Genomic DNA, 19,936 nt, shown 5'->3' with positions numbered 1-19,936 from the left:
GCGCGGCATTTCCTGATGTCGGGTTGCGGCCGGCTGCCATGATCTCCTGTGGATGGTCCCTTGCGCAGACGCGTGGTACCGAGACGTCTGGTCGCCTGCGTCTCCCGATCGGCCCGATCCGCCTTGTCCGTGCGCGGACCCCTGGCCGGCGCGGGGCGCCGCGCGGCGTCCGCTCTCCTTCTTCTGGCGCTCGCCTGCGCCCTGTCCGCCTGTGCCGTCGGCCCGGACTATGAGACCCCCGCTTTGTCGCTGCCCCCTCAATGGGGAGATGCGCCCGCCCGCGCGTCGTACAAGGCACCGGAGCTCGCGCAATGGTGGCGGCGGCTGAATGATCGCACCCTCACCGCGCTGGTCGACGAAGCGGTCGCGGACAATCTCGATGTCGCCACCGCGAAGGCCCGGGTGCGGGAGGCGCGGGCCTCCTATCGCCAGGCGCTGGGCACCCTCCTGCCCAGTCTCACCGGCAATGCCACCGCCACGCGCGGCGATGACGGCTCCAATGTGGGCGGTGGCGGGGACGTCACCGTCTCCGGGCCCTATACGCAATATCAGGCGGGCTTTGATGCCAGTTGGGAGCTGGACCTGTTCGGCGCCAATCGGCGGGGCGCCGAGGCGGCGCTCTATGCCGAGCAGGCGGCCCAGGACGAATTGCGCGCCACCCTGCTGACCCTCATCGGCGACATCGCCTCCAATTATGTTTCCGCGCGCGGCTATCAGGCCCGCATTGCGCTCGCCCGCCGCACGGCGGCCACCCAGCGCGAGACCGCGGCGCTCACCCGCCGCAAGTTCGACGCGGGCGGGGCCTCGGCGGTGGACGTGTCTAATGCGGAGGGCCTCGCCGCCGGCACGGAAGCGGACATTCCCTCGCTGGAAACGTCCTATGCCCAGGCGGTGCATCGGCTGAGCGTGCTGACCGGCCGGCCGCCCACCGCGCTTTCCAGCCGGATGGCGTCCACCGCCCCTATTCCCGCTCCGCCGGGACGACAGCCGCTGGGCGTGCCCGCCGACATCCTCACCGCCCGCCCCGACCTGCGGCAGGCGGAGCGGCAACTGGCCCAGTCCACCGCCCTCATCGGCCAGGCGGAGGCCGCGCGCTATCCAAGCGTCAGCCTCACCGGCTCCATCGACACCACCGGCACCAAGCTCGGCGATCTCGCCAAGGGCTCCACCATCAGCTGGTCCTTCGGGCCGAGCCTGACGGTTCCCATCTTCAATGGCGGCCAGCTCCAGGCGGCGGTGGAAGTCACCCAGGCCCAGCGCGACCAGTCCTTCATCGCCTTTCGCTCCGCCGTGCTGACCGCCCTGGAGGATGTGGAGAATGCCGCCGTGGCGCTCCGCCAGGAGCGGGCGCGCGCGGAAAAGCTCGGCCGGAGTGCAGCCTCCTACGGCGAGGCGGCGCGGCTTTCCCGGGCGCTCTATGAAAGCGGCTCCACCAGCTTTCTCGACGTATTGGACGCGGAGCGCTCGCTCTATTCGGCGCAGGATTCCCTGCTCCAGAGCAAGGTGGCCATCGCAACCGATTATGTGGCCCTCAACAAGGCGCTGGGCGGGGGCTGGGACGGCTTCGTCGACACGTCCCGGCCGGAGGTGGTGGACAAGATGGTCCCCCACCTCGCCAAGCCCGACTTCCTGCCTGCAAAGGACACCGCCGCCCATGGCCAGTGACCTGCCCGCGCGTGCGCCCCGGCGACGCCGGCTCCTTCTGATCGGGACGGTGCTCGTGGCCCTGGCGGCTGGCGGGCTGGTGCTGCGTGGCCGCCTCGCCGCCGATCCCGCCGCCGGCTTCATGACGGCGGAAGTGGCGCGGGGAAATGTGGAGGAGACGGTGCTCGCCACCGGCATTCTCAAGCCCGCGCGGCTGGTGGCGGTGGGCTCGCAGGCGTCGGGGCGGGTGACCTCCGTGAAGGTGCGCCTCGGCGACAAGGTGGCCAAGGGCGACCTGGTGGCGGAGATTGATTCCATCACCCAGGAAAACGCCCTGCGCACCGCCAAGGCGTCTCTTGCCAATGTGCGCGCGCAGCGGGAGGAGAAGCTCGCCACCCAGGCGCTCAACGCCCAGACGCTCGCCCGCCAGCGCACCATGGTGGCCCAGCGCGCCGTCTCCCAGGCGGATTTTGAAAGCGCGGAAGCCGGAGTGAAGACCATCGCCGCCCAGATTGCGGCGCTGGAGGCCCAGATCATCGAGGCGGAGGTGGCGGTCTCCACGGCCGAGGCGAATCTCGGCTATACCCGCATCACCGCGCCCATGGACGGCACGGTGCTGGCGATCGTCAGCCAGCAGGGCCAGACGGTGAATGCGGCCCAGACCACCCCCACCATCGTCATTCTCGGCCAGCTGGACGTCATGACCGTGCGGGCGGACATCTCCGAAGCCGACATCGTGAAGGTGGCGCCCGGTCAGCCGCTCTTCTTCACCATCGTGGGCGAGCCCGACCGCCGCTTCGACGCCAAGCTCGGCTTTATCGAGCCGGCGCCAGAGAACATCGTCTCGGACAGCTCGTTCAGCACCTCCACCAGCTCGTCCTCCAGTTCCTCGTCGAGCTCCAGCTCCTCGTCCGCGGTCTATTATGTCGGCGTGTTCGACGTGCCCAACCCGGACGGGCGGCTGCGCACCTATATGACCGCCGAGGTGCATATCGTGCTCGGCAGCGCCACCGATGTGCCGGTGATCCCCGCCGCCGCCCTGGGGCCGCGCGCCGCCGATGGCCGCTATCCGGTGCGGGTGCTGGCGGCGGATGGCTCCGTTGCGCTCCGGCAGGTGGAGATCGGCCTCAACGACAAGGTGATGGTGGAAGTGCGCTCCGGCCTGGCGCTCGGCGAGCGGGTGGTGACGGGCGAGCGCTCCGCCAGCACAACCACCCGGCAGGGCGGGCCGCCCGGGCCTATGGGGTTCTGAACCATGGCTGAGCCGCTCATCGCCCTGTCGGGCCTTCGCCGGGAATTCCCGGCGGGCGAGGGCATGCTGTGCGTCCTGAAAGACGTGGACCTCACCATTGCCGCCGGCGAGATGGTGGCCATTGTCGGCGCCTCCGGCTCGGGCAAGTCCACCCTCATGAACATCCTTGGCTGTCTCGACCGGCCCTCGTCCGGCAGCTATCGGATCGCCGGCCGGGAGACCTCCAGCCTTGATCCGGACGAGCTGGCGGCGCTGCGGCGGGAGCATTTCGGCTTCATCTTCCAGCGCTATCACCTGCTCTCCGAATTGACCGCGCTCGGCAATGTGGAGGTGCCGGCGGTCTATGCCGGGACGCCCAGCGGCATCCGCCTTGCGCGGGCGCAACGGCTTCTGGAGCGGCTCGGCATGGGCGCGCGCCTGTTCCACCGGCCGAGCCAGCTTTCGGGCGGCCAGCAGCAGCGGGTCTCCATCGCCCGGGCGCTGATGAACGACGCCCAGGTCATCCTCGCCGACGAGCCCACAGGCGCCCTGGACAAGGCCAGCGGCGAGGAGGTGCTCAAGATCCTGGAAGACCTCAACCGCGACGGGCGCACCATCATCATCGTCACCCACGACATGCAGGTGGCGGCGCGGGCGCGGCGCATCATTGAGATTTCCGATGGCGTCATCCTGGCCGACCGCGTGAACCGGCCGGCGGAGCCGGCTCCCGCGCCGACCGAGGCACCGGCCGCGCCGCGCGCGCTCAATCTGTGGCGGGCGCGGCTCGACCGGGTGGGGGAGGCGCTGCGCATGGCGCTCTTGTCCATGAACGCCCATCGCCTGCGCACCTTCCTGACCATGCTCGGCATCATCATCGGCATCGCCTCGGTGGTCAGCGTGGTGGCGCTGGGGGAGGGCTCGCGCCAAAGGGTGCTGGCCAATATCTCGGCGCTGGGCACCAACACGCTGGAAATCTTCGCAGGCAAGGATTTCGGCGACATGCGATCGGGCAAGATCACCACCCTCGTGGTGGCCGATGCCAATGAACTCGCCAAGCAGCCCTTCGTGGCGGCGGTGACGCCCACCGTCTCCACCTCCAGCACCCTGCGCTACGGCGCCAAGGAGGCGAGCGCGCTGGTGAACGGGGTGAGCGAGAGCTATTTCGCCGCCAAGGGCCTGAAGCTCGCCTCGGGCCGCTTCTTCGATGCCACCGCCGTGCGCACCCGGGCGCTGGAGGGGGTGATCGACGAGAACACCCGCAAGACCCTGTTCGCCACGCCCGGCACCGATCCGCTCGGCAAGGTCATCCTGGCGGGCGACGTGCCGGTGCGGGTGGTGGGGGTGACGCAGGCCCAGCAGACCGGCTTCGGCGGCAGCCAGAACCTCTCCCTCTATCTGCCCTATACGGCGGTGCAGACCCGCTTCCTCGGCAGTCCCACCTTGCGCTCCATCACCGTGCGGGTGCGCGACGAGGCGGCCATGGACCTGGCCGAGCAGGCGCTCACCCGCTTTCTGCTGAAGCGCCATGGCACCAAGGACTTCTTCATCCTCAACACCGACGACATCCGCCAGACCATCACCGCCACCACCCAGACACTGACGCTTCTCATCGCCGCCATCGCCGTCATCTCGCTTCTGGTGGGCGGCATCGGGGTGATGAACATCATGCTGGTGTCGGTGTCGGAGCGGGTGGGGGAAATCGGCGTGCGCATGGCGGTGGGCGCGCGGCGGTCCGACATCCTCCAGCAATTCCTCATCGAGGCGGTGCTGGTGTGCCTGACGGGGGGCGTGGCCGGGGTGCTGCTGGCGCTCTCGGTGGGCCTCGCTTTCACCCTGATGGGCTCGCCCTTCGCGCCCATCTATTCGGTGGCCTCCATCGTGGCGGCGGTGCTGTGCTCCAGCCTCATCGGCATCGCCTTCGGCTTCCTGCCGGCGCGCAACGCGGCGCGGCTCGATCCCGTGGAGGCGCTCTCGCGGGTGTAGCTCAGGCGGGTTTGGCCTCTTCGGCGGGCAGGGCGATGACCACCAGCACCTGCGCCTTCTGGCGGCCGAGGCTGCGGACCTCGTGCTTGATCTCGCCGGAGAAATAAAGGCAGTCGCCCTTATCCATCACCAGTTCCTCGGCGCCCAGATTGACCGAGACGCGGCCTGAGACCACGAACAGCATCTCCTCGCCCCCATGGGCCCAGCGCGGCCCCGTCCTGGCGGCCGGGCCGGTGGAGGGGGTCATGAGGAAGGGCTCCATCATCTTGCGCGTGCGCCCCGCCGCCAGCGGCGTGAGGCCGAACGTGCCGTCGATGGAGGAGAGTTCCGGGTCCGACGCGCGGTGGAGCGTATAGCGGGGGGCCGGGGCGGCATTCATGTCGAACAATTGGGCGATGTTCACCTGGAGCGCATCGGCCACCCGCAGGAGGGCAGTGATGGACGGCGTCTTCAGGCCGCGTTCCACCAAGGAGAGATAGCCGCGGGTCAGGCTGCTCATGCCGGCCAGCTTGTCGAGGGTGAGCCCGCGCTCCAGCCGCAATTCCTTCAGATTGGGGCCGAGCCGGTCGGCCCGGGACATGTCGAGCACCTGATCCGTCCTTCCTTGGCCCCCGGGAGCCGGGGCCGGTCCGCCGCGCGGTGAGCGCCCGCGCTTGGCCCGTCTTATAGCTTCAACCGCGATCCAAGTCGCGCTTCTGTTTACTGGAGGCGTGACGCTCGGGCACGGGGGAGGCCGCGACGCCCGGTGCCGAGGCGCGCGCGCCTTGGCACCTTCCAGTAAACCTGTTTACTCGCAGAAATTTTTTGCACCACCCGACCCAAGATTGGGCAAGGGGTGTGTTTGCGGCGAGAATACAGGGGAAATCCAGGCGCGGAAGCCCATAAAGCGGGCAGGTGGCGCTTTGGCTGGAATTTGGGCTGTTGATTTCCGTCAGTAAACTTGGTTCGATGCGTGCAGGCCGCTTCACCCGGCTCTCACCCATCCCCCCGACGGCCCGGAAGGAGCCGCTTCCGTCATGAAAATCGCGCGCATGCAAGTCGCGAGCATGCAGGTCGCAAGCATGCAGGTCGCAAGCATGACAGTCGCGTGCTTCTCCGTCGCGGGCATGACCAAGCGGGCCTTTGCCCATCCTGACACTGCGAGAGGTCCGGTTCCAGCATGATTACCCGCATCAATCCCGGCCCGCGCCTCTCGGCCGCCACCGTCTTCGGCGGCTTCGTCTTCGTCTCCGGCCAGGTGCCGGACGACCTTGAGGCCCGCATCGGCGCCCAGGCGGCTGAAGTGCTGGCCAAGATCGACGCCATCCTCGCCGAGGCGGGGACCGACAAGGGCCACCTCCTCTCCGCCAATGTCTGGCTGCCGGACATTGGCGACTTTGCCGCCTTCAATGCGGTCTGGGACCCGTGGCTGCCGGCCGGCGCAGCGCCCGCGCGGGCCTGCGTGGAAGCGCGCCTCGCCAATCCCGCCATCAAGGTGGAGGTGGCCGTCATCGCCGCCTTGCCGGGCTGACCGCCCGGCCCGTCGCCCCTTTCCCGCGTCAGCCTGACGCCGCCCGGACGCAGAAGCCGGACGGTGGCCGGGAGTTTGCGTCCCACACACAAACAACCTTCCAGATGGGGTCTTTCAATGGCTATCACCGAACATATGGCGGTCACCGCGCCCTCTGTGGGGTCCGCGAGCATGCGCCGCATCGTCTGGTCCTCGGTCATCGGTACGGCGGTCGAGTGGTACGACTTCCTGATCTATGCGGTGGCCACCGCCCTCGTCTTCAACAAGCTGTTCTTTCCGGTGGGCGACCCGGCGCTCGCCACCATCGCCGCCTTCGGCACCTATGCGGTGGGCTTCCTCGCCCGGCCCTTGGGCGCGGCCATTTTCGGCCATCTGGGCGACAAGCACGGCCGCAAGGCCATGCTGGCCTCCACCATCATCATCATGGGGCTGGGCACCTTCTGCATCGGCCTCCTGCCCACCTATGAGCAGATCGGCGTCGCCGCGCCCATCCTGCTGGTGCTGCTGCGCTTTCTCCAGGGCATCGGCATTGGCGGCGAATGGGGCGGCGCGGTGCTCATGGTGGTGGAGAACGCGCCGGACAAGAAGCGCGGTCTGTTCGGCTCGCTGGTGCAGGTGGGCAATCCCATCGGCAACCTGGCGGCGCTCGGCATTTTCGCGGTGGCCTCCCAGATGCCCGAGAGCGAGTTCATCACCTGGGGCTGGCGCATTCCCTTCCTGCTGTCGATCCTGCTGATCGGGGTCGGCCTGTTCATCCGCCTGCGCCTGGAAGAGACGCCCGCCTTCCGCCAGCTGAAGGCCAAGCATGAAGTGGCGCGCATGCCGGTGCTGGAGATCTTCACCCATCACCGCAAGCCCTTCTTCACCGCCGTGGGCCTGAAGATCGCCGAGATTTCCTACGCCTCCATCGCCGGCGTCTTCGTCATCTCCTATGCCACCCAGAAATTGGGCATGCCGCGCGCCACCATCCTCAACGGCGTGATGGCCTCCTCCTTCATCGCCTTGTTCTCGATCCCCTTCTTCGGTTGGCTGTCGGACAAGTGGGGCCGCAAGACCATGTTCTACCTGAGCTGCCTGTTCTGCATGGGCTTTGCCTTCCCCATGTTCACGCTGCTCGACACCAAGGACCCCTGGATCGTCACCGCCACGGTGGTGGTGGCCATCTCCTTCGGCCAGATGGTGATGTTCGGCATCGGCGCTCCCTTCTATTCGGAGCTGTTCACGGCGCGGCTGCGCTATTCGGGTGCCTCGCTGGGCTTTCAGATCGGCGCGGCCATTTCCGGCGGCCTCACCCCCTTCATCGCCGCGTCCCTCATGACCTGGAGCGGCGGGGCCACCTGGCCCATCTCGCTCTATTTGATCGCCTGCGCCCTCATCACCGCCTATGCCACCTACAAGGCCCCCGAGACGGCCGGCAAGGACATCAGCTGAGGCAACCCGCCGGGCCCTTCCGCGGCCCGGCGGATTCCCATCCCGGAGGAACCATGCTCACCCAGACCTTTTCCCTCGCGCCCGAAGAGCCGGTCCTGGCCTTCACCGGCATCGTGCGCCACCTGCACATCACCGCCCGCGCCTTCCTGCCCATGCGGGGGGTGGACGAGATCACCCTCATCGCCGGCAAGGGCATTGAGGGCGACCGCTACATGATCGGCCGCGAGGAGGGCTTCTATTCCGAGCGGCCCGAGGAAGGCCGGCAGGTGACCCTGTTCGAGATCGAGACGCTGGAGGCGCTCAAGCGCGACCACGGGATCGAGCTGGGTCCGCAGGACCATCGGCGCAACGTGACGGTGGAGGGGGTGCCGCTCAACCACCTGGTGGGCCGGCGCTTCCTGCTCGGCGAGACCCTGCTGGAGGCGACCCGCCTGTCGGTGCCGTGCCGGCATATCGAGGAAATCACCGGCAAGGCCATCTTCGACCCGCTCATCAATCGCTCGGGCCTCAATTGCAAGATTCTGAAGGGCGGCGTGGTGCGCGTGGGCGACCTGGTGCGCAATTCCTGATGGCCCGGCTTCTCAGACTGGTGGTCCGCGCGGCCGAGCCCGCAGGGCCCGACATCACCCGCCTGGTGCTCACCGACCCGGACGGCTGGGACCTGCCCCCCTTCCGCCCCGGTGCCCATATCGACCTGACCTTGCCGAGCGGGGACAAGCGCACCTATTCCCTGCTCAACCCGCCCTCGGACAAGGCGCGCTATGTGATCGGCGTGAAGCGGGAGGCGCAGGGGCGGGGCGGCTCGCTCTATCTGTGCGACGCTGCGCGGCCGGGCACGGAGATCGGCGCCGGGCTGCCGCGCGGCGGGCTGGACCTGGAGGGCGGACCCGGGTCCGCTCCCCTTGTGTTCGTGGCCGGCGGCATCGGCCTCACGCCCTTTTTGTCGGCGGGAGCGGCCCTGCTGGAGGCGGGGCGCACGGATTTCACGCTGCACCTCCTCTCGCGGGGGACGGCGCCCCTGGCCGAGGACCTGGCGCGGCTGGTCGCGGCGGGGCGGGTGGTCCATCACGACACCGCGCGCGCGGGCCGGCCGGACCTTGCCGCTTTGATCGGCGCGCCGGCGGATGGCCGCCGCGTCTATTGTTGCGGCCCGCAGGGCCTCACCGACGCGTTCGAGGCCCTTACGGAAGGCTGGCCGGAAGGGCAGGTGCATGTGGAGCGCTTCGTTCCCCCGCCTTTGGTGGTCGACCCGGACGCACGCCCCTACACGCTGGTGCTTGCCCGTTCGGGACGGTCCATCGACGTGCCGGCGGGCGTGTCCATGCTGGATGCGCTGGAAGCCGCCGGCATCAAGCTGGACTGCGTCTGCCGGGGCGGCATTTGTGGCGCCTGCAAGGTGGATTACCTGGAAGGCACGCCCATCCATCGCGACCGCATCCTGAGCCCGGCGGACCGGGCGCGGAAGCTGGTGGCCTGCGTCGCCCTTTCCGCCTCGGACCGGCTGGTGGTGGATCTCTGAAGCATTTCCGAGCGAAGTGGGAACCGGTTCGCGTGAAGGAAATGCATCAAAACAAAGAGATAGAGCGCTTCAGTGTTTCCATGAAACTCTGAAGCGCTCAAGAGCATGCGCCGATCCGCCTGCACCGCAGGCGGATCGGATCACGCATTCTCTCTCAATGAGTTGGAGGGCTCACCCCGCCTGGATCTGGTCCAGGATCGTGTCCAGCCAGTCGAACATCTCGCGATTGAAAGACGTGCGGGCGCCGGATTCGCAATGGGCGCCTGCGCCATCCGCCGTCCTGAACACCGCGTGCCGCTTCACGCAGGTCAGCGCATCGAACAGGCGCTTGGCGGTGACCCCGATGCCGTCCCCTTCGGCCGAGCACACCATGGTGGGGCAGGCGATCTCGGGTGCGAACCCCTCCAGCGTGTAGGCGGCGGTGGACTTCAGGAAGGCGAGCGGGCTCTCCGCCCCGTTCACGAACATGCCCCGCCGCAGCGCCCAGCCTTCGGTGGGGTGGGCGATCAGCCGCTTCATGCGCCAGTTGAGGAAGGACAGGACGAGGGCGTTGCCATCGGGCACCTGCCGGCCGATGAAGCCCGGCAGGCGGGAGCGTGCTTCCTCCAGGATGGAATATTGCCCGGGGTCCAGCACAAGAGCGGCGAGGCGCGGCTCCTTGCTCGCGCCCCGCGCGGCGAGGTATCCGCCGAGGCTGAGACCCATCAGCACCACTTGGTCCGGGTCCACCAGGTCATGGGCGAGCACGAAATCCATGACCGGTGTGATGACAGCTTCCCAGTCCGGCCGCAGCTTCATGCCGTGGCGGATCAGCGCCTCCCCCTGGCCCGGCCCGTCGAAGACGAGCACGTTATAGCCCCGCTGGAGCGCCGCCGCGCCGCTATAGAAGAAGCATTCCTCCGCCGTGCCGTCATAGCCGCCGGTGATGATGAGGGTGCGGCGCGGCTTGTCGGTGACGGAGGGGCGCAGGAAAATGCCGTGCAGGGTGGTGTCGCCGAACGGGATGCGCACGCTGTCCGCCGGCGTGCGCATGAGGGCGCAGGCGCGGGCGAAGGCTTCCCGCTGGCGCTCATAGGCTTCCTTCAGGCGCGGGTCCGGCGGGCCTTGCAGGAGGAAGATGGCGGCGGTGCGGAAATAGTTGGAGGCGCGCAGGAAGGCGTCGCGGGCGCTGGCGCCCCGCCCGGCCAAGAGGCTCGCCTGCCCGGCATCGTAGAGGCGCTGGGCGAGCGCGGTCCACTCTCCGTACCAGCGCTCCGTATTGCCATTGGGGATGCGCCCGGCCACCGCGAAGCATTCGCCGATATCGGCGCCGCCATAGAAGGTGTGGCCGAGGGTGCGCAGGAATTGCGCATCGAACAGGTCGTCCTTGAACTGGAGCGGCATGGCGTCGTCCTTGAAGGGCGGCGCCATTCAATCAGAGGACCGGAGATAAATCACGGGGTTAGCGTTGAGGTCCGCGCAGGCCCCGGCGGCTTCAAGGCGGGCATGCACGGCCCTGTCTCAGATTGTGGCCGTGGCGCCGGGCATGACCTTCTCGAACTCGAACGCCTCGTCCACGCCTGGAAAGTCCTGCGTGCCGGGGCGGTTCGGGTCCGCATGACGCGCATTGTAGAAGGCGGTGATCTTGAACCCGCATTTGTTGACGTAGAAGTGGATGTTTCGCTTCTCGAAATAGGGCGTGTGCGTGTGCCAGACCCGCGTGTCGGGATACCGTTGCTCGATGGCGGTCCAGGCCCGATGTCCCAGGCCCTGGCCATGAGCGGCCGGCGAGATGAAAAAAAGATCGAGGGCGTTTTGTTTCGTGGTGGTGTTGATGGTCACCACAGCACCCCCGACCTGCTCTCCGTCGCGCAAGATATGAAGCACCTCGGCGCCCGGCGCGGCGAACGCGCTGTCGAGATCTTCGTCAGACGGGATCGGGCCGTCCTGCAGCGGTCCGAATTCCTCGATGACGGCCAGCGCGAATGCCTCCTGCAGGTTTTTCCTGAAGGCCGGCAGATCGGCGGGATGGGCTTCGGCGAGTGTGATCGGTTCAGGCATGATGGTCTGCTCCTGCCACGCTTTGGCGTCCAAACTGTGGTCGCCGGAGGGGGCGCGCGGCGGCTGTGAAGCGTGTCCGTCGAGACGAGCAGCCCGGAAAGCCGCCGCATGTCTGGCTTGCATCCCATGGGGTTGCTGCAATGCAGCAAGAGGTGCACCCTGCTCTCTCCCTTATCTGCCCCGGTTGCCCATGCCGCTCTCGCTGCTCGCCCTCGCCGTCGCCGCCTTCGGCATTGGCACGACCGAATTCGTGGTCATGGGCCTTCTGCCCGACGTGGCCCGCGACCTCGGCGTGACCATTCCCGCCGCCGGCCTGCTGGTGACGGGCTATGCGCTGGGCGTGGTGATCGGCGCGCCGGTGATGGCGATCCTGACCGCCGCCTTGCCGCGCAAGGCGACGCTGGTGGGGCTGATGGCTCTGTTCATTGGCGGCAATGTGCTGTGCGCCCTGGCGCCGAGCTATGGCCTGCTCATGGGCGCGCGCATCGTCACCGCCTTCTGCCACGCGGCCTTTTTCGGCATCGGCTCGGTGGTGGCGGCGGACCTGGTGCCGCGCCAGAAGCGGGCGCAGGCCATCGCCCTGATGTTCGCGGGGCTCACCATCGCCAATGTGCTGGGCGTGCCGGCGGGCACCGCCTTCGGCCAGTTGATGGGCTGGCGGGCCACCTTCTGGGCGGTGGCGGGCATCGGTATTGCCGCGCTCTGCGCCCTGATCCTTCTGGTGCCGGGGCGCCTGCCCATGGCGCATGGCGGCATCCTCAAGGAATTCCGGGTGCTGGGGAACGGGCAGGTGATGCTGGCCATGCTCATTTCCGTGCTGTGCTCGGCGAGCCTGTTCTGCGTCTTCACCTATATCTCGCCCTTGCTGTCGGAGGTGACGGGCCTGTCCGCCCCCGCCATTACCGGCGCGCTGCTCCTGTTCGGCGTGGGGCTCACCGCCGGCAACATGCTGGGCGGGCGGCTGGCGGACTGGAAGCTGATGCCGTCCCTCATCGGCACCATCCTGGTACTGCTGGTGGTGCTGCTGGCCTTCGTGCCCGGCGCCCGCGCCCCGGTGCCGGCCCTCGCGCTGTTGCTCATCTGGGGCGTGCTTGCCTTCGCGCTGGTGCCGCTGCTGCAATTGCGGGTGGTGGACACCGCCGCCTCGGCCCCCAACCTGGCCTCGACGCTCAACCAGGGCGCCTTCAACCTGGGCAATGCCGTGGGGGCTTGGATCGGCGCGGTGGCCATCACCCATGGCATCGCCTATGGGCACCTGCCCTTCGTCTCGGTGGGATTGTCGCTCCTGGCGCTGCTGGCGAGCCTCATGTCCGCCGCCCTCGATCGGCCGGCGGCGCGCCGTCCAACCCCGGTGGAATGCGGGGAATAGGGGAACGGCCAGGTCCCCGCCGGCCTCGCGTGCGGCCGCGTTAACGAATTGGGCACGCTGAATAGCATCCTTTTTCCCCGATGGGCGGATCTTTACCAGCCTGCAAGGGGCGCCCCCTAGCGTCCTCCCATGGAGCGGCCTCGGCCGCGGGGAGACATGTGCCGCCACGGCGGCCGAGGTGCGCGATGAAGGTTCTCTTGTCCCGCTTCGTTAGGGAAGAACGCGGATCCACCGCGCTCGAATATGGTTTGATCGCCGCCGGACTGTCGGTGGCCATTGTCACTGTGGTCACGCAGATCGGCGTCACCCTCGTGCGCCTGAAGGCGTCTGCCGCGGCGGCGGGGAACTGACGCGCATATGCCCGCTCCTAGCCTCATCGGCGATGTCCTGGTGCTCGGCCTGTTCCCGACGGCCCTGTGCACCACCATCGCCACGGATCTCGCCCGCCGGGTGATTCCCAATTTGGTGGTGCTGGCCCTTTTGGCGGGCTTCGCCCTTCTGGCGGCCCTCCATGGCGTGCCCGACCTGAAGCTGCGCCTTTATCTGGCGGCGGGCGTGCTGGGCGTGGGGTTCCTGCTGTTTTCCGCCGACGTGATCGGGGCGGGCGATGCCAAGCTCGCCGCCGCCGTGGTGCCTTGGCTGGATCCGGGGCAGGTGCCGGCCTTTCTCCTCCTGTGCGGCCTTTTGGGCGCGGGGCTCGTGGCGGCGACCTTGTGGCGCCACCGTTTGCAGCGCCTGCGCCTGTCGGCCTTACCGGCATTGCCCTATGGCGTGGCGCTGGCGGGCGCGGCGCTCCTGCTCTTTCCCTTCTCCACCTTGATGGGCGCGGCCTGACCGCTCGCGTCTGCGGCGCTCTGGTTTAAACTCCGGTGCCTGATTCACAGGCCCGGTTCCCGGAGTGCCCCATGTCCGACGCGTCCCGCCCCGCATTCCTTGCCCCCGCCGATGCCGAGAGCCTGCCCGTCTGGTGCGTGAGCGCCGCCGGCTTCCCGCCCGCGGGCCTTCCCACCGCCGCCCGCGCCTTTGCTGCGGCGGCCGGCTTTGCGGGGGAGAGCGGCAAGCTCCTGCCGGTGCCGGGCGAAGGGGGCGCGGTGGTGGGCTTCCTGTTCGGCGTGCCGGGGGAGGGGGGCGATGCCCTGGCGCTCGGCGCCCTGCCGGGCCTCCTGCCCGCCGGCACCTATCGGCTGGAGGGGGAAGTCCCCGCCCAAGGGGCGCTCGCCTTCGCGCTCGGCACCTACAGGTTCGACCGCTACCGCGCCGCCGCTAAGCCCAAGGCCGTGCGCCTGAAGCCCGGCGCGACCCTCGACGTGGCCGCGCTCACCCGCACCTTCGAGGCGGTGAGCCTGGTGCGCGACCTCGTCAACACGCCCTCCAACGATCTCGGCCCCGCTGACATCGAGGCCGCTGCCCGGGCGCTCGCCGCCCGCCATGGCGGGGAGGCGCGCGTCATCGTGGGTGAGGCGCTGCTGTCCGAGAATTTCCCGCTCATCCATGCGGTGGGCCGCGCCGCTGCCCGCCCGCCGCGCCTCATTGACCTGACTTTCGGCCCCGCGGACGCGCCCAAGGTGACCCTGGTGGGCAAGGGTGTGGCCTTCGACACGGGCGGCCTCGACATCAAGACCTCCGCCGGCATGCTGCTCATGAAGAAGGACATGGGCGGCGCCGCCTCGGCGCTGGGGCTCGCTCATCTCATTCTCTCGCGCGGCCTCAAGGTGCGGCTGCGGGTGCTCATCCCGGCGGTGGAGAATGCCATTTCGGCGGATGCCTTCCGGCCCGGCGACGTGCTGCGCTCGCGCAAGGGGATTACGGTGGAGATCGGCAACACGGACGCCGAGGGCCGCCTCATCCTCGCCGATGCCCTGGATCTGGCGGATGCGGAAAGCCCCGATCTGCTGATCGACTTTGCCACCCTCACGGGGGCTGCGCGGGTGGCCCTCGGTCCGCAATTGCCGCCGGCCTATACGGATGACGATACGCTCGCCGAGGATCTGGCCCGCCATGCGGCGGCGGTGGCCGATCCGCTGTGGCGCCTGCCCTTGTGGCGGCCCTATCTGTCCATGCTCGATTCGAAGGTGGCCGATATCAACAATGCGGGGTCGGGCGGCTTTGCCGGCTCCATCACCGCCGCTCTGTTCCTCTCCCGCTTCGTGGAGCGCGCCAAGAGCTGGCTGCACCTGGACATCTATGCCTGGAACCCGTCCTCCAAGCCCGGCCGTCCCGAAGGCGGGGAGGCGCAGACCATCCGCGCCCTCGATGCCCTTTTGGCGGAGCGGTATGGGGCATGAGCGGAGCGGGTGGAGAAATGAGTGAGCAAAGAAGCGATCCGCGCCTCACACCGGCGCGGGCGGACCTGGCGGCGGAGAGCCTGCGGGGCATCGTCGACGCGCCCCGCTATGTGGTGGGGGAGGCGCGCCGGGTGGTGGTGCCCGTCGCTCCGCTGCGGCGCGAGCCCTATGCGGGGGCCTCCCTCGACACCGAGGCGCTCTATGGCGAGGCCGTCACCGTCTTCGAGGACGATGCGGAAGGCTGGTCCTGGGTGCAGCTCGCGAGCGATGGCTATGTGGGCTACATGCCCACCGCCGCGCTCTGGACCTCCGGTCCCGACCCGACGCACCGGGTGAAGGTGAGCCGCACCTTTCTCTTTCCCGGCCCCGACATCAAGCTGCCGCCCATGGACGGACTGTGCTTCGCCAGCCTGGTGGCCGTGCGGCGCGTGGAGGGGCGGTTCGCCTTCACCGAGCGGGGGGCGATCTTCGCCGCCCATCTGGAGCCGCTTGGAACGGTAGAGACGGACTTCGTGGAGGTGGCCAGCCGCTTTCTCGGCGTGCCCTATCTGTGGGGCGGGCGGTCATCGCTGGGCCTCGACTGCTCGGGCCTGGTGCAGACGGCGCTCAATGCCTGTGGCTTCCCATCCCCCCGCGACAGCCACCAGCAGGAGGCGGCGCTGGGCGCGTCCCGTCCCCTGGAGGGGCCGTTCCAGCGGGGCGACCTCCTGTTCTGGCCGGGCCATGTGGCCATCGTCGAGGCGCCGGATGTCCTCCTTCATGCCAATGCGCATCATATGATGGTGGCGCGCGAGCCGCTCGGACCTGCCCTTCAACGCATCGCGGATGCGGGCCTGCCCCTGCGCACGGCAAAGCGGCTGGCGCTCTCCGCCTGAAACGGCCCGGTGCCAGCTGGAAAGTGTCGCCAAACGTGAAGGCCGCGCTGGCTGCGTTCGGCCCGCATGGCGGATAGGGTCTGCGCGCTCGCCCCGGAGGCGGGCGCTTGTCCTCTGCCATTAAAGGTCATGACCGTGCTGCCCAAGGGTGTCTCCGCCTTCCCCATCACCCCCGCTGATGCCGACGGCACGGTGGATGCCGGCGCCCTCCACGGCCTCGTCGCCCGCCTCGCCACCGCCGGTGTGGACAGCATCGGGCTTCTGGGCAGCACTGGCACCTATCCCTTCCTCACCCGCGCCGAGCGCCGGCGCGCCCTGGAGACGGGCCTCGCGGCGGCGGGCGGCGTGCCGGTCCTGGTTGGCATCGGCGCCCTGCGGACCGATGAGACCGTGCGCCTCGCCCGGGATGCCAAGGCGGCCGGCGCCACGGCGGGCCTGCTGGCGGCGGTGTCCTATACGCCGCTCACCGACGACGAGGTGTTCACGCATTTCGCCACCGTGGCGCGGGAGGTGGGGCTGCCGCTCTGCATCTATGACAATCCCGCCACCACCCATTTCCGCTTCACCCCGGCCCTGGTGGCGCGCCTTGCCCGACTGCCGGAGGTGGTGGCCATCAAGAGCACGGCGCCGGAGCCGGCGGTGATCGGCGCGCATCTGGCCGAGCTGCGGGCGGCGGTGCCGGCCGGCTGCGTGGTGGGCTATAGCGGCGACTGGCATTGCACGGAAGCGCTGTCCGCCGGCGCGGATGCCTGGTTCAGCGTGGTGGCAGGCCTCTTTCCCGCGCCAGCGCTGGAAATTGCCCGGGCGGTGGCGGCCGGGGACCTCGCCCGGGCGCGGGCGCTGGATGCCCGGCTGAAGCCGCTCTGGGACCTGTTCCGCCGCCATTCCAGCCTGCGCGTCATCTATGCGGCGGCGGGCCTGACCGGCCTTGTCCGCGCCGTGCCGCCGCGTCCACTCCTGCCGCTCAATCCCGAGATCGAGGCCGAGGTGGCGGCGACGCTGAAAGCCTTGGATCTGGCCTGAGGCTGGGCTTTCAGGGGGAGAGGCGGAACGCCTCCTCTGCGGTCTCGACCACGCCGGCACTCAGGCGCGGCGCCAGGGCATGCAGGTCGGGCAAGGTGAACCACGCCGCCTCCAGCGCGTCGTCGGCGGCCTGTGCCTCGGCCTGCGCCTCGGTGGGATGGCAGAGCACCGCGACCATCAGATAGTGGTGCACCAGCACGCCGTCGCCGTTCCGGTCCAGGCAGTCCAGCACTTTGAAGGCGGGACCGGCCGCCGCCGCGATGCCGGTCTCCTCGAAAAGCTCCCGCACGGCCGCCTCGGCGATGGTCTCGCCCCACTCCATGCGCCCGCCCGGAAAGCCCCACAGGCCGGCATCGGGCGGGTTGGCGCGACGCACCAGCAGAACTTGCGCGCCCCGGCGCAGCACCGCCAGCGCGGCGCAGCCGGGCCGGGGCGGGGAAAGGGTGCCGGTCACGGTTCAGTCCCGTCCGGATGCGCGATGGCCACCCGGTTGCGGCCGAGGCGCTTGGCCTCGTAGAGCGCCTGGTCGGCGGCGGAGATGAGGCTGTCCGGCGACCCGCTCGCATCGGGGATTTCCATCGCCACGCCGAAGCTGGCGGTGAGCCGGCGCGTGGGGACGCTGGGATGCTCAATGGCCAGCGCCGTCACCAGGCGGCGGGTGGTCTCGGCAAATTCCGAGGCGCCGGAGAGATCCGTGTCGGGCATCAGCACCACGAATTCCTCGCCGCCATAGCGGGCGGGCAGGTGGGGTGTTCCGGCGCAGGCGGCGGCCAGCATGCGGGCCACCGCTTTGAGGGCCTCGTCGCCCGCCAGATGCCCCTGGGTGTCGTTGAACAGCTTGAAATGGTCCACGTCCACCATGACCAGGCAGAGCGGCAGCGCCCGGTCACCGGAGCGCACCCATTCGGCGGAGAGCTGCACGTCGAAGGTTCGGCGGTTGGCAAGGCCCGTCAGCCCGTCCGTGCGGGCAAGGGCGGCGAGGCGCCCATTGTGATTGCGCAGTTCCGCCGTGCGTTCGGCGAGGCGCTGGCCCATCTCGTTGATGGCCCCGACCAGGGGGCGGAATTCGGCCACTTCCGGCTCGCCGAGCGCAATGCCGCCCTCGAAACCGGCATCCCGCACCTCCTGCGCCAGATGATGGATCGGCGCCACCACCATGCGCTCGGCCAGCCACCAGGCCAGCACCACCATGAGCACGGCGCCGCAAGCCACCAAGGCGATGGTCAGAAGGATCTGCTCATCGACCGGCGTGGTGATGTCGGCGGCCGGCAGCCCCACCAGCACCCGCATCCCGGTCCCCGGCACCCGCATGAAGGCATAGAAGCGCTCGACACCATCGAAGCCCACCGCCCTGACCTGCCCCTCCGCCGTCCGGGACAGCACCTGGAACAGCGGATGATCCGCCAAGTTCGCGCCGAGCGCGGATTCCAGATAGGGCGTGCGCGTCACCACCACGCCCGTTCCATCAAGCACCTCCACCACCGCCCCCACCGGCAGCCGGGTGAGGGCGCTCACCCGCGAAAGCCATTGCAGGTCCAAGGCCACGGCGGCGAGGGCGACGGGGGTGCCCGCTGCGTCCCGCTCGGCTTCGGCGATGGCGATGGTGGGAGTGCCCGTGCCGCGAACCCGGATCAGGTCGCTGGTGGCCGGGCGATGGGAGGCGAAAGCCTGGCGCACATAGGGCCGGTCGGACAGATTCTGGCCCAGCAGCGCCCGGCTGGTGGCGCAGCGCACCACGCCGGCGGCATCGGTGATGATCGCGCCCTGGATGCCCACCAAGTCCGCCGTCAGGCGATGGAGAAAGGCGGTGCAAGCCACCGGGTCCGCCTTGAGGCGAGAGGCCTCGCGCGCCAGCACCTGGGTGACCGCGAGGGCCGAGGCGATGCTCTCGCGCTGCACGAGGGCCACCTGCTCGCCGAATTCACGCAATTCTTCCAGGCTCTCCTCGATCTGGCGCTCCCGTTCGTGCAGCAAGGTCCAGATGCGCTCGCCCGCAACGGGAAGCACCGCCAGCAGGAACAGGATCGCGAGCCGAACCCTCAGATTCACGGCCGGCCGGCGCGCCCGAACCGCACCTGTGTCGCTCTTTGCCGCCATGGGGCGCCACTGTCTCCTTGACCGCGTGCCGGCGGGGATGCGCCGGCCCGCGCATCGGCTGCCTCTTTTCTCGCGCGCCGGTCAGGGGCAAAAGGGACGGCAGCTGATGCGGGTGCAGCATGCCACAGGTAGCCGGCACCGCTCCAGTCGGAGCGCGGGCGCCGGGATCTTCTTGCGCGCCATGATGAATGGGGACTTGAATGGCCGACACGAACGGACCGGCGGAGCGCCTGGCGCAGGTGCATGCGCAGATCGAGGATGCCTGCCGCAGGGCCGGGCGGGATCCTGCCGGTGTCCAGCTGGTGTGCGTCTCCAAGACCTTCTTCGCGCCCGACATCCGCCCGGTGATCGCCGCCGGCCAGCGCCTGTTCGGCGAAAACCGGGTTCAGGAGGCTCAGGCCAAGTGGCCGGAGCTGCGGGACGAGGCGCAGGGCATTGCCGTGCACCTCATCGGCCCGCTCCAGTCCAACAAGGCCCGGGAGGCAGTGGCGCTGTTCGATGCCATTCATTCGGTGGACCGGCCGAAAATCGCCCAGGCCCTGGCGCAGGAGATGGACCGCCAAGGCCGGCGCCTGCCCGTCTTCCTCCAGGTGAACACGGGGGCCGAGCCGCAGAAGGCCGGCGTGCTGCCGCAGGAGGCCGACGCCTTCATCGCCCAGTGCACGCGCGACTTCGGCCTGGATGTGGCCGGCCTCATGTGCATCCCGCCGGTGGAGGACGTGCCCGCCCCGCATTTTGCACTGCTGGCCGAGATCGCCGCGCGCAACGGGCTGAAGGGCCTGTCCATGGGCATGAGCTCGGATTTCGCCGCCGCCATCAACCAGGGCGCCACCCATGTGCGGGTGGGCAGCGCCATCTTCGGCTCGCGCGCCCCGGCGCCGACTGCGGGGTGAGGTCGCAAAGCTGTCCGGGCGTGTCGTAATCGCCAC

The 19,936-nt window shown here is 69.2% G+C and carries 19 protein-coding genes; 14 read left to right on the top strand and 5 right to left on the bottom strand.

Going from position 1 to position 19,936, the window contains the following annotated elements; genetic code table 11:
* Positions 1–129: 129 nt before the first annotated feature.
* From PV781_RS14600 to PV781_RS14590, 3 genes are read left to right on the top strand one after another with little or no spacing between them, the layout of a single operon-like run.
* Positions 130–1,665, top strand: a complete 1,536-nt coding sequence (locus PV781_RS14600) for an efflux transporter outer membrane subunit (protein WP_425532403.1) — start codon at positions 130–132, stop codon at positions 1,663–1,665.
* Positions 1,655–2,896 carry an efflux RND transporter periplasmic adaptor subunit gene (locus tag PV781_RS14595; RefSeq protein ID WP_274776357.1) on the top strand — a complete coding sequence of 414 codons (1,242 nt, stop codon included), beginning with the start codon at positions 1,655–1,657 and terminating at the stop codon, positions 2,894–2,896. Before PV781_RS14600 ends, PV781_RS14595 begins: the two co-directional genes overlap by 11 nt.
* 3 nt (positions 2,897–2,899) lie before the next feature.
* The gene (locus PV781_RS14590; RefSeq protein WP_274776356.1) at positions 2,900–4,858 is read left to right on the top strand and encodes a MacB family efflux pump subunit; all 1,959 of its coding nucleotides are present in this window, start codon (positions 2,900–2,902) and stop codon (positions 4,856–4,858) included.
* Position 4,859: 1 nt separating this feature from the next.
* On the opposite strand, the gene PV781_RS14585 is transcribed toward PV781_RS14590, so the two are convergent.
* The gene (locus PV781_RS14585; protein WP_274776494.1) at positions 4,860–5,438 is read right to left on the bottom strand and encodes a helix-turn-helix domain-containing protein; all 579 of its coding nucleotides are present in this window, start codon (positions 5,436–5,438) and stop codon (positions 4,860–4,862) included.
* Positions 5,439–6,017: 579 nt separating this feature from the next.
* On the opposite strand from PV781_RS14585, the gene PV781_RS14580 reads away from it, so the two are divergent.
* The 4 genes from PV781_RS14580 to PV781_RS14565 all read left to right on the top strand — a co-directional run bounded on the left by PV781_RS14580 (position 6,018) and on the right by PV781_RS14565 (position 9,318).
* Positions 6,018–6,368 carry a RidA family protein gene (locus tag PV781_RS14580; RefSeq protein WP_274776355.1) on the top strand — a complete coding sequence of 117 codons (351 nt, stop codon included), beginning with the start codon at positions 6,018–6,020 and terminating at the stop codon, positions 6,366–6,368.
* Positions 6,369–6,485: 117 nt separating this feature from the next.
* The gene (locus tag PV781_RS14575; RefSeq protein WP_274776354.1) at positions 6,486–7,799 is read left to right on the top strand and encodes an MFS transporter; all 1,314 of its coding nucleotides are present in this window, start codon (positions 6,486–6,488) and stop codon (positions 7,797–7,799) included.
* A 53-nt stretch (positions 7,800–7,852) separates the two neighbouring features.
* A complete protein-coding gene (locus tag PV781_RS14570; protein ID WP_274776353.1) occupies positions 7,853–8,368 on the top strand; it encodes an MOSC domain-containing protein in 516 nt (171 codons plus the stop codon).
* A complete protein-coding gene (locus PV781_RS14565) occupies positions 8,368–9,318 on the top strand; it encodes a PDR/VanB family oxidoreductase (RefSeq protein ID WP_274776352.1) in 951 nt (316 codons plus the stop codon). Before PV781_RS14570 ends, PV781_RS14565 begins: the two co-directional genes overlap by 1 nt.
* A gap of 171 nt (positions 9,319–9,489) precedes the next feature.
* On the opposite strand, the gene PV781_RS14560 is transcribed toward PV781_RS14565, so the two are convergent.
* Together PV781_RS14560 and PV781_RS14555 are read right to left on the bottom strand one after the other, a co-directional pair.
* Positions 9,490–10,701, bottom strand: coding sequence for an alpha/beta hydrolase family protein (locus tag PV781_RS14560; protein WP_274776351.1), 1,212 nt, complete (start codon positions 10,699–10,701; stop codon positions 9,490–9,492).
* A gap of 117 nt (positions 10,702–10,818) precedes the next feature.
* Positions 10,819–11,358 (bottom strand): GNAT family N-acetyltransferase, encoded by a 540-nt coding sequence (locus PV781_RS14555; RefSeq protein WP_274776350.1) that lies wholly within the window; start codon positions 11,356–11,358, stop codon positions 10,819–10,821.
* Between the two features lie 190 nt (positions 11,359–11,548).
* Here PV781_RS14555 and PV781_RS14550 point away from each other — a divergent pair, with 190 nt between their 5' ends.
* The 6 genes from PV781_RS14550 to PV781_RS14525 all read left to right on the top strand — a co-directional run bounded on the left by PV781_RS14550 (position 11,549) and on the right by PV781_RS14525 (position 16,910).
* The gene (locus PV781_RS14550; RefSeq protein WP_274776349.1) at positions 11,549–12,727 is read left to right on the top strand and encodes an MFS transporter; all 1,179 of its coding nucleotides are present in this window, start codon (positions 11,549–11,551) and stop codon (positions 12,725–12,727) included.
* Positions 12,728–12,912: 185 nt separating this feature from the next.
* The gene (locus tag PV781_RS14545; RefSeq protein ID WP_209101034.1) at positions 12,913–13,077 is read left to right on the top strand and encodes a Flp family type IVb pilin; all 165 of its coding nucleotides are present in this window, start codon (positions 12,913–12,915) and stop codon (positions 13,075–13,077) included.
* Positions 13,078–13,084: 7 nt separating this feature from the next.
* On the top strand, positions 13,085–13,561 hold the full coding sequence (locus PV781_RS14540) for a prepilin peptidase (RefSeq protein WP_274776348.1): 477 nt from the start codon (positions 13,085–13,087) through the stop codon (positions 13,559–13,561).
* Positions 13,562–13,632: 71 nt separating this feature from the next.
* Positions 13,633–15,012: a leucyl aminopeptidase family protein gene (locus PV781_RS14535; RefSeq protein WP_274776347.1), complete on the top strand. Its 1,380-nt coding sequence runs from the start codon at positions 13,633–13,635 to the stop codon at positions 15,010–15,012.
* 17 nt (positions 15,013–15,029) lie between these two features.
* A complete protein-coding gene (locus PV781_RS14530) occupies positions 15,030–15,887 on the top strand; it encodes a C40 family peptidase (protein ID WP_274776346.1) in 858 nt (285 codons plus the stop codon).
* Positions 15,888–16,016: 129 nt separating this feature from the next.
* Positions 16,017–16,910 (top strand): dihydrodipicolinate synthase family protein, encoded by an 894-nt coding sequence (locus tag PV781_RS14525; RefSeq protein ID WP_274776345.1) that lies wholly within the window; start codon positions 16,017–16,019, stop codon positions 16,908–16,910.
* 10 nt (positions 16,911–16,920) lie between these two features.
* Here the strand turns inward: PV781_RS14525 and PV781_RS14520 are convergent, their stop codons facing one another.
* Positions 16,921–17,364, bottom strand: a complete 444-nt coding sequence (locus tag PV781_RS14520; RefSeq protein WP_274776344.1) for an NUDIX hydrolase — start codon at positions 17,362–17,364, stop codon at positions 16,921–16,923.
* Positions 17,361–19,007, bottom strand: coding sequence for a sensor domain-containing diguanylate cyclase (locus PV781_RS14515; protein ID WP_274776343.1), 1,647 nt, complete (start codon positions 19,005–19,007; stop codon positions 17,361–17,363). Before PV781_RS14515 ends, PV781_RS14520 begins: the two co-directional genes overlap by 4 nt.
* 200 nt (positions 19,008–19,207) lie before the next feature.
* Between PV781_RS14515 and PV781_RS14510 the strand changes: the two genes are divergently transcribed.
* A complete protein-coding gene (locus PV781_RS14510; RefSeq protein ID WP_274776342.1) occupies positions 19,208–19,900 on the top strand; it encodes a YggS family pyridoxal phosphate-dependent enzyme in 693 nt (230 codons plus the stop codon).
* Positions 19,901–19,936 lie beyond the last annotated feature (36 nt).

The organism is Aquabacter sediminis (assembly GCF_028863665.1).
GTDB lineage: Bacteria > Pseudomonadota > Alphaproteobacteria > Rhizobiales > Xanthobacteraceae > L1I39.
Note: the sequence above shows the minus strand (reverse complement) of the source record. Positions and strands in the feature narration are given on the sequence as shown.

Coding starts and splice junctions, on each gene's coding strand:
- PV781_RS14585 (WP_274776494.1), bottom strand. CDS start 5,438: ATGTCCCGGGCCGACCGGCTCGGCCCCAATCTGAAGGAATTGCGGCTG.
- PV781_RS14535 (WP_274776347.1), top strand. CDS start 13,633: ATGTCCGACGCGTCCCGCCCCGCATTCCTTGCCCCCGCCGATGCCGAG.
- PV781_RS14560 (WP_274776351.1), bottom strand. CDS start 10,701: ATGCCGCTCCAGTTCAAGGACGACCTGTTCGATGCGCAATTCCTGCGC.
- PV781_RS14510 (WP_274776342.1), top strand. CDS start 19,208: ATGGCCGACACGAACGGACCGGCGGAGCGCCTGGCGCAGGTGCATGCG.
- PV781_RS14515 (WP_274776343.1), bottom strand. CDS start 19,007: ATGGCGGCAAAGAGCGACACAGGTGCGGTTCGGGCGCGCCGGCCGGCC.
- PV781_RS14595 (WP_274776357.1), top strand. CDS start 1,655: ATGGCCAGTGACCTGCCCGCGCGTGCGCCCCGGCGACGCCGGCTCCTT.
- PV781_RS14550 (WP_274776349.1), top strand. CDS start 11,549: ATGCCGCTCTCGCTGCTCGCCCTCGCCGTCGCCGCCTTCGGCATTGGC.
- PV781_RS14590 (WP_274776356.1), top strand. CDS start 2,900: ATGGCTGAGCCGCTCATCGCCCTGTCGGGCCTTCGCCGGGAATTCCCG.
- PV781_RS14575 (WP_274776354.1), top strand. CDS start 6,486: ATGGCTATCACCGAACATATGGCGGTCACCGCGCCCTCTGTGGGGTCC.
- PV781_RS14545 (WP_209101034.1), top strand. CDS start 12,913: ATGAAGGTTCTCTTGTCCCGCTTCGTTAGGGAAGAACGCGGATCCACC.
- PV781_RS14565 (WP_274776352.1), top strand. CDS start 8,368: ATGGCCCGGCTTCTCAGACTGGTGGTCCGCGCGGCCGAGCCCGCAGGG.
- PV781_RS14540 (WP_274776348.1), top strand. CDS start 13,085: ATGCCCGCTCCTAGCCTCATCGGCGATGTCCTGGTGCTCGGCCTGTTC.
- PV781_RS14530 (WP_274776346.1), top strand. CDS start 15,030: ATGAGTGAGCAAAGAAGCGATCCGCGCCTCACACCGGCGCGGGCGGAC.
- PV781_RS14570 (WP_274776353.1), top strand. CDS start 7,853: ATGCTCACCCAGACCTTTTCCCTCGCGCCCGAAGAGCCGGTCCTGGCC.
- PV781_RS14555 (WP_274776350.1), bottom strand. CDS start 11,358: ATGCCTGAACCGATCACACTCGCCGAAGCCCATCCCGCCGATCTGCCG.
- PV781_RS14525 (WP_274776345.1), top strand. CDS start 16,017: ATGACCGTGCTGCCCAAGGGTGTCTCCGCCTTCCCCATCACCCCCGCT.
- PV781_RS14580 (WP_274776355.1), top strand. CDS start 6,018: ATGATTACCCGCATCAATCCCGGCCCGCGCCTCTCGGCCGCCACCGTC.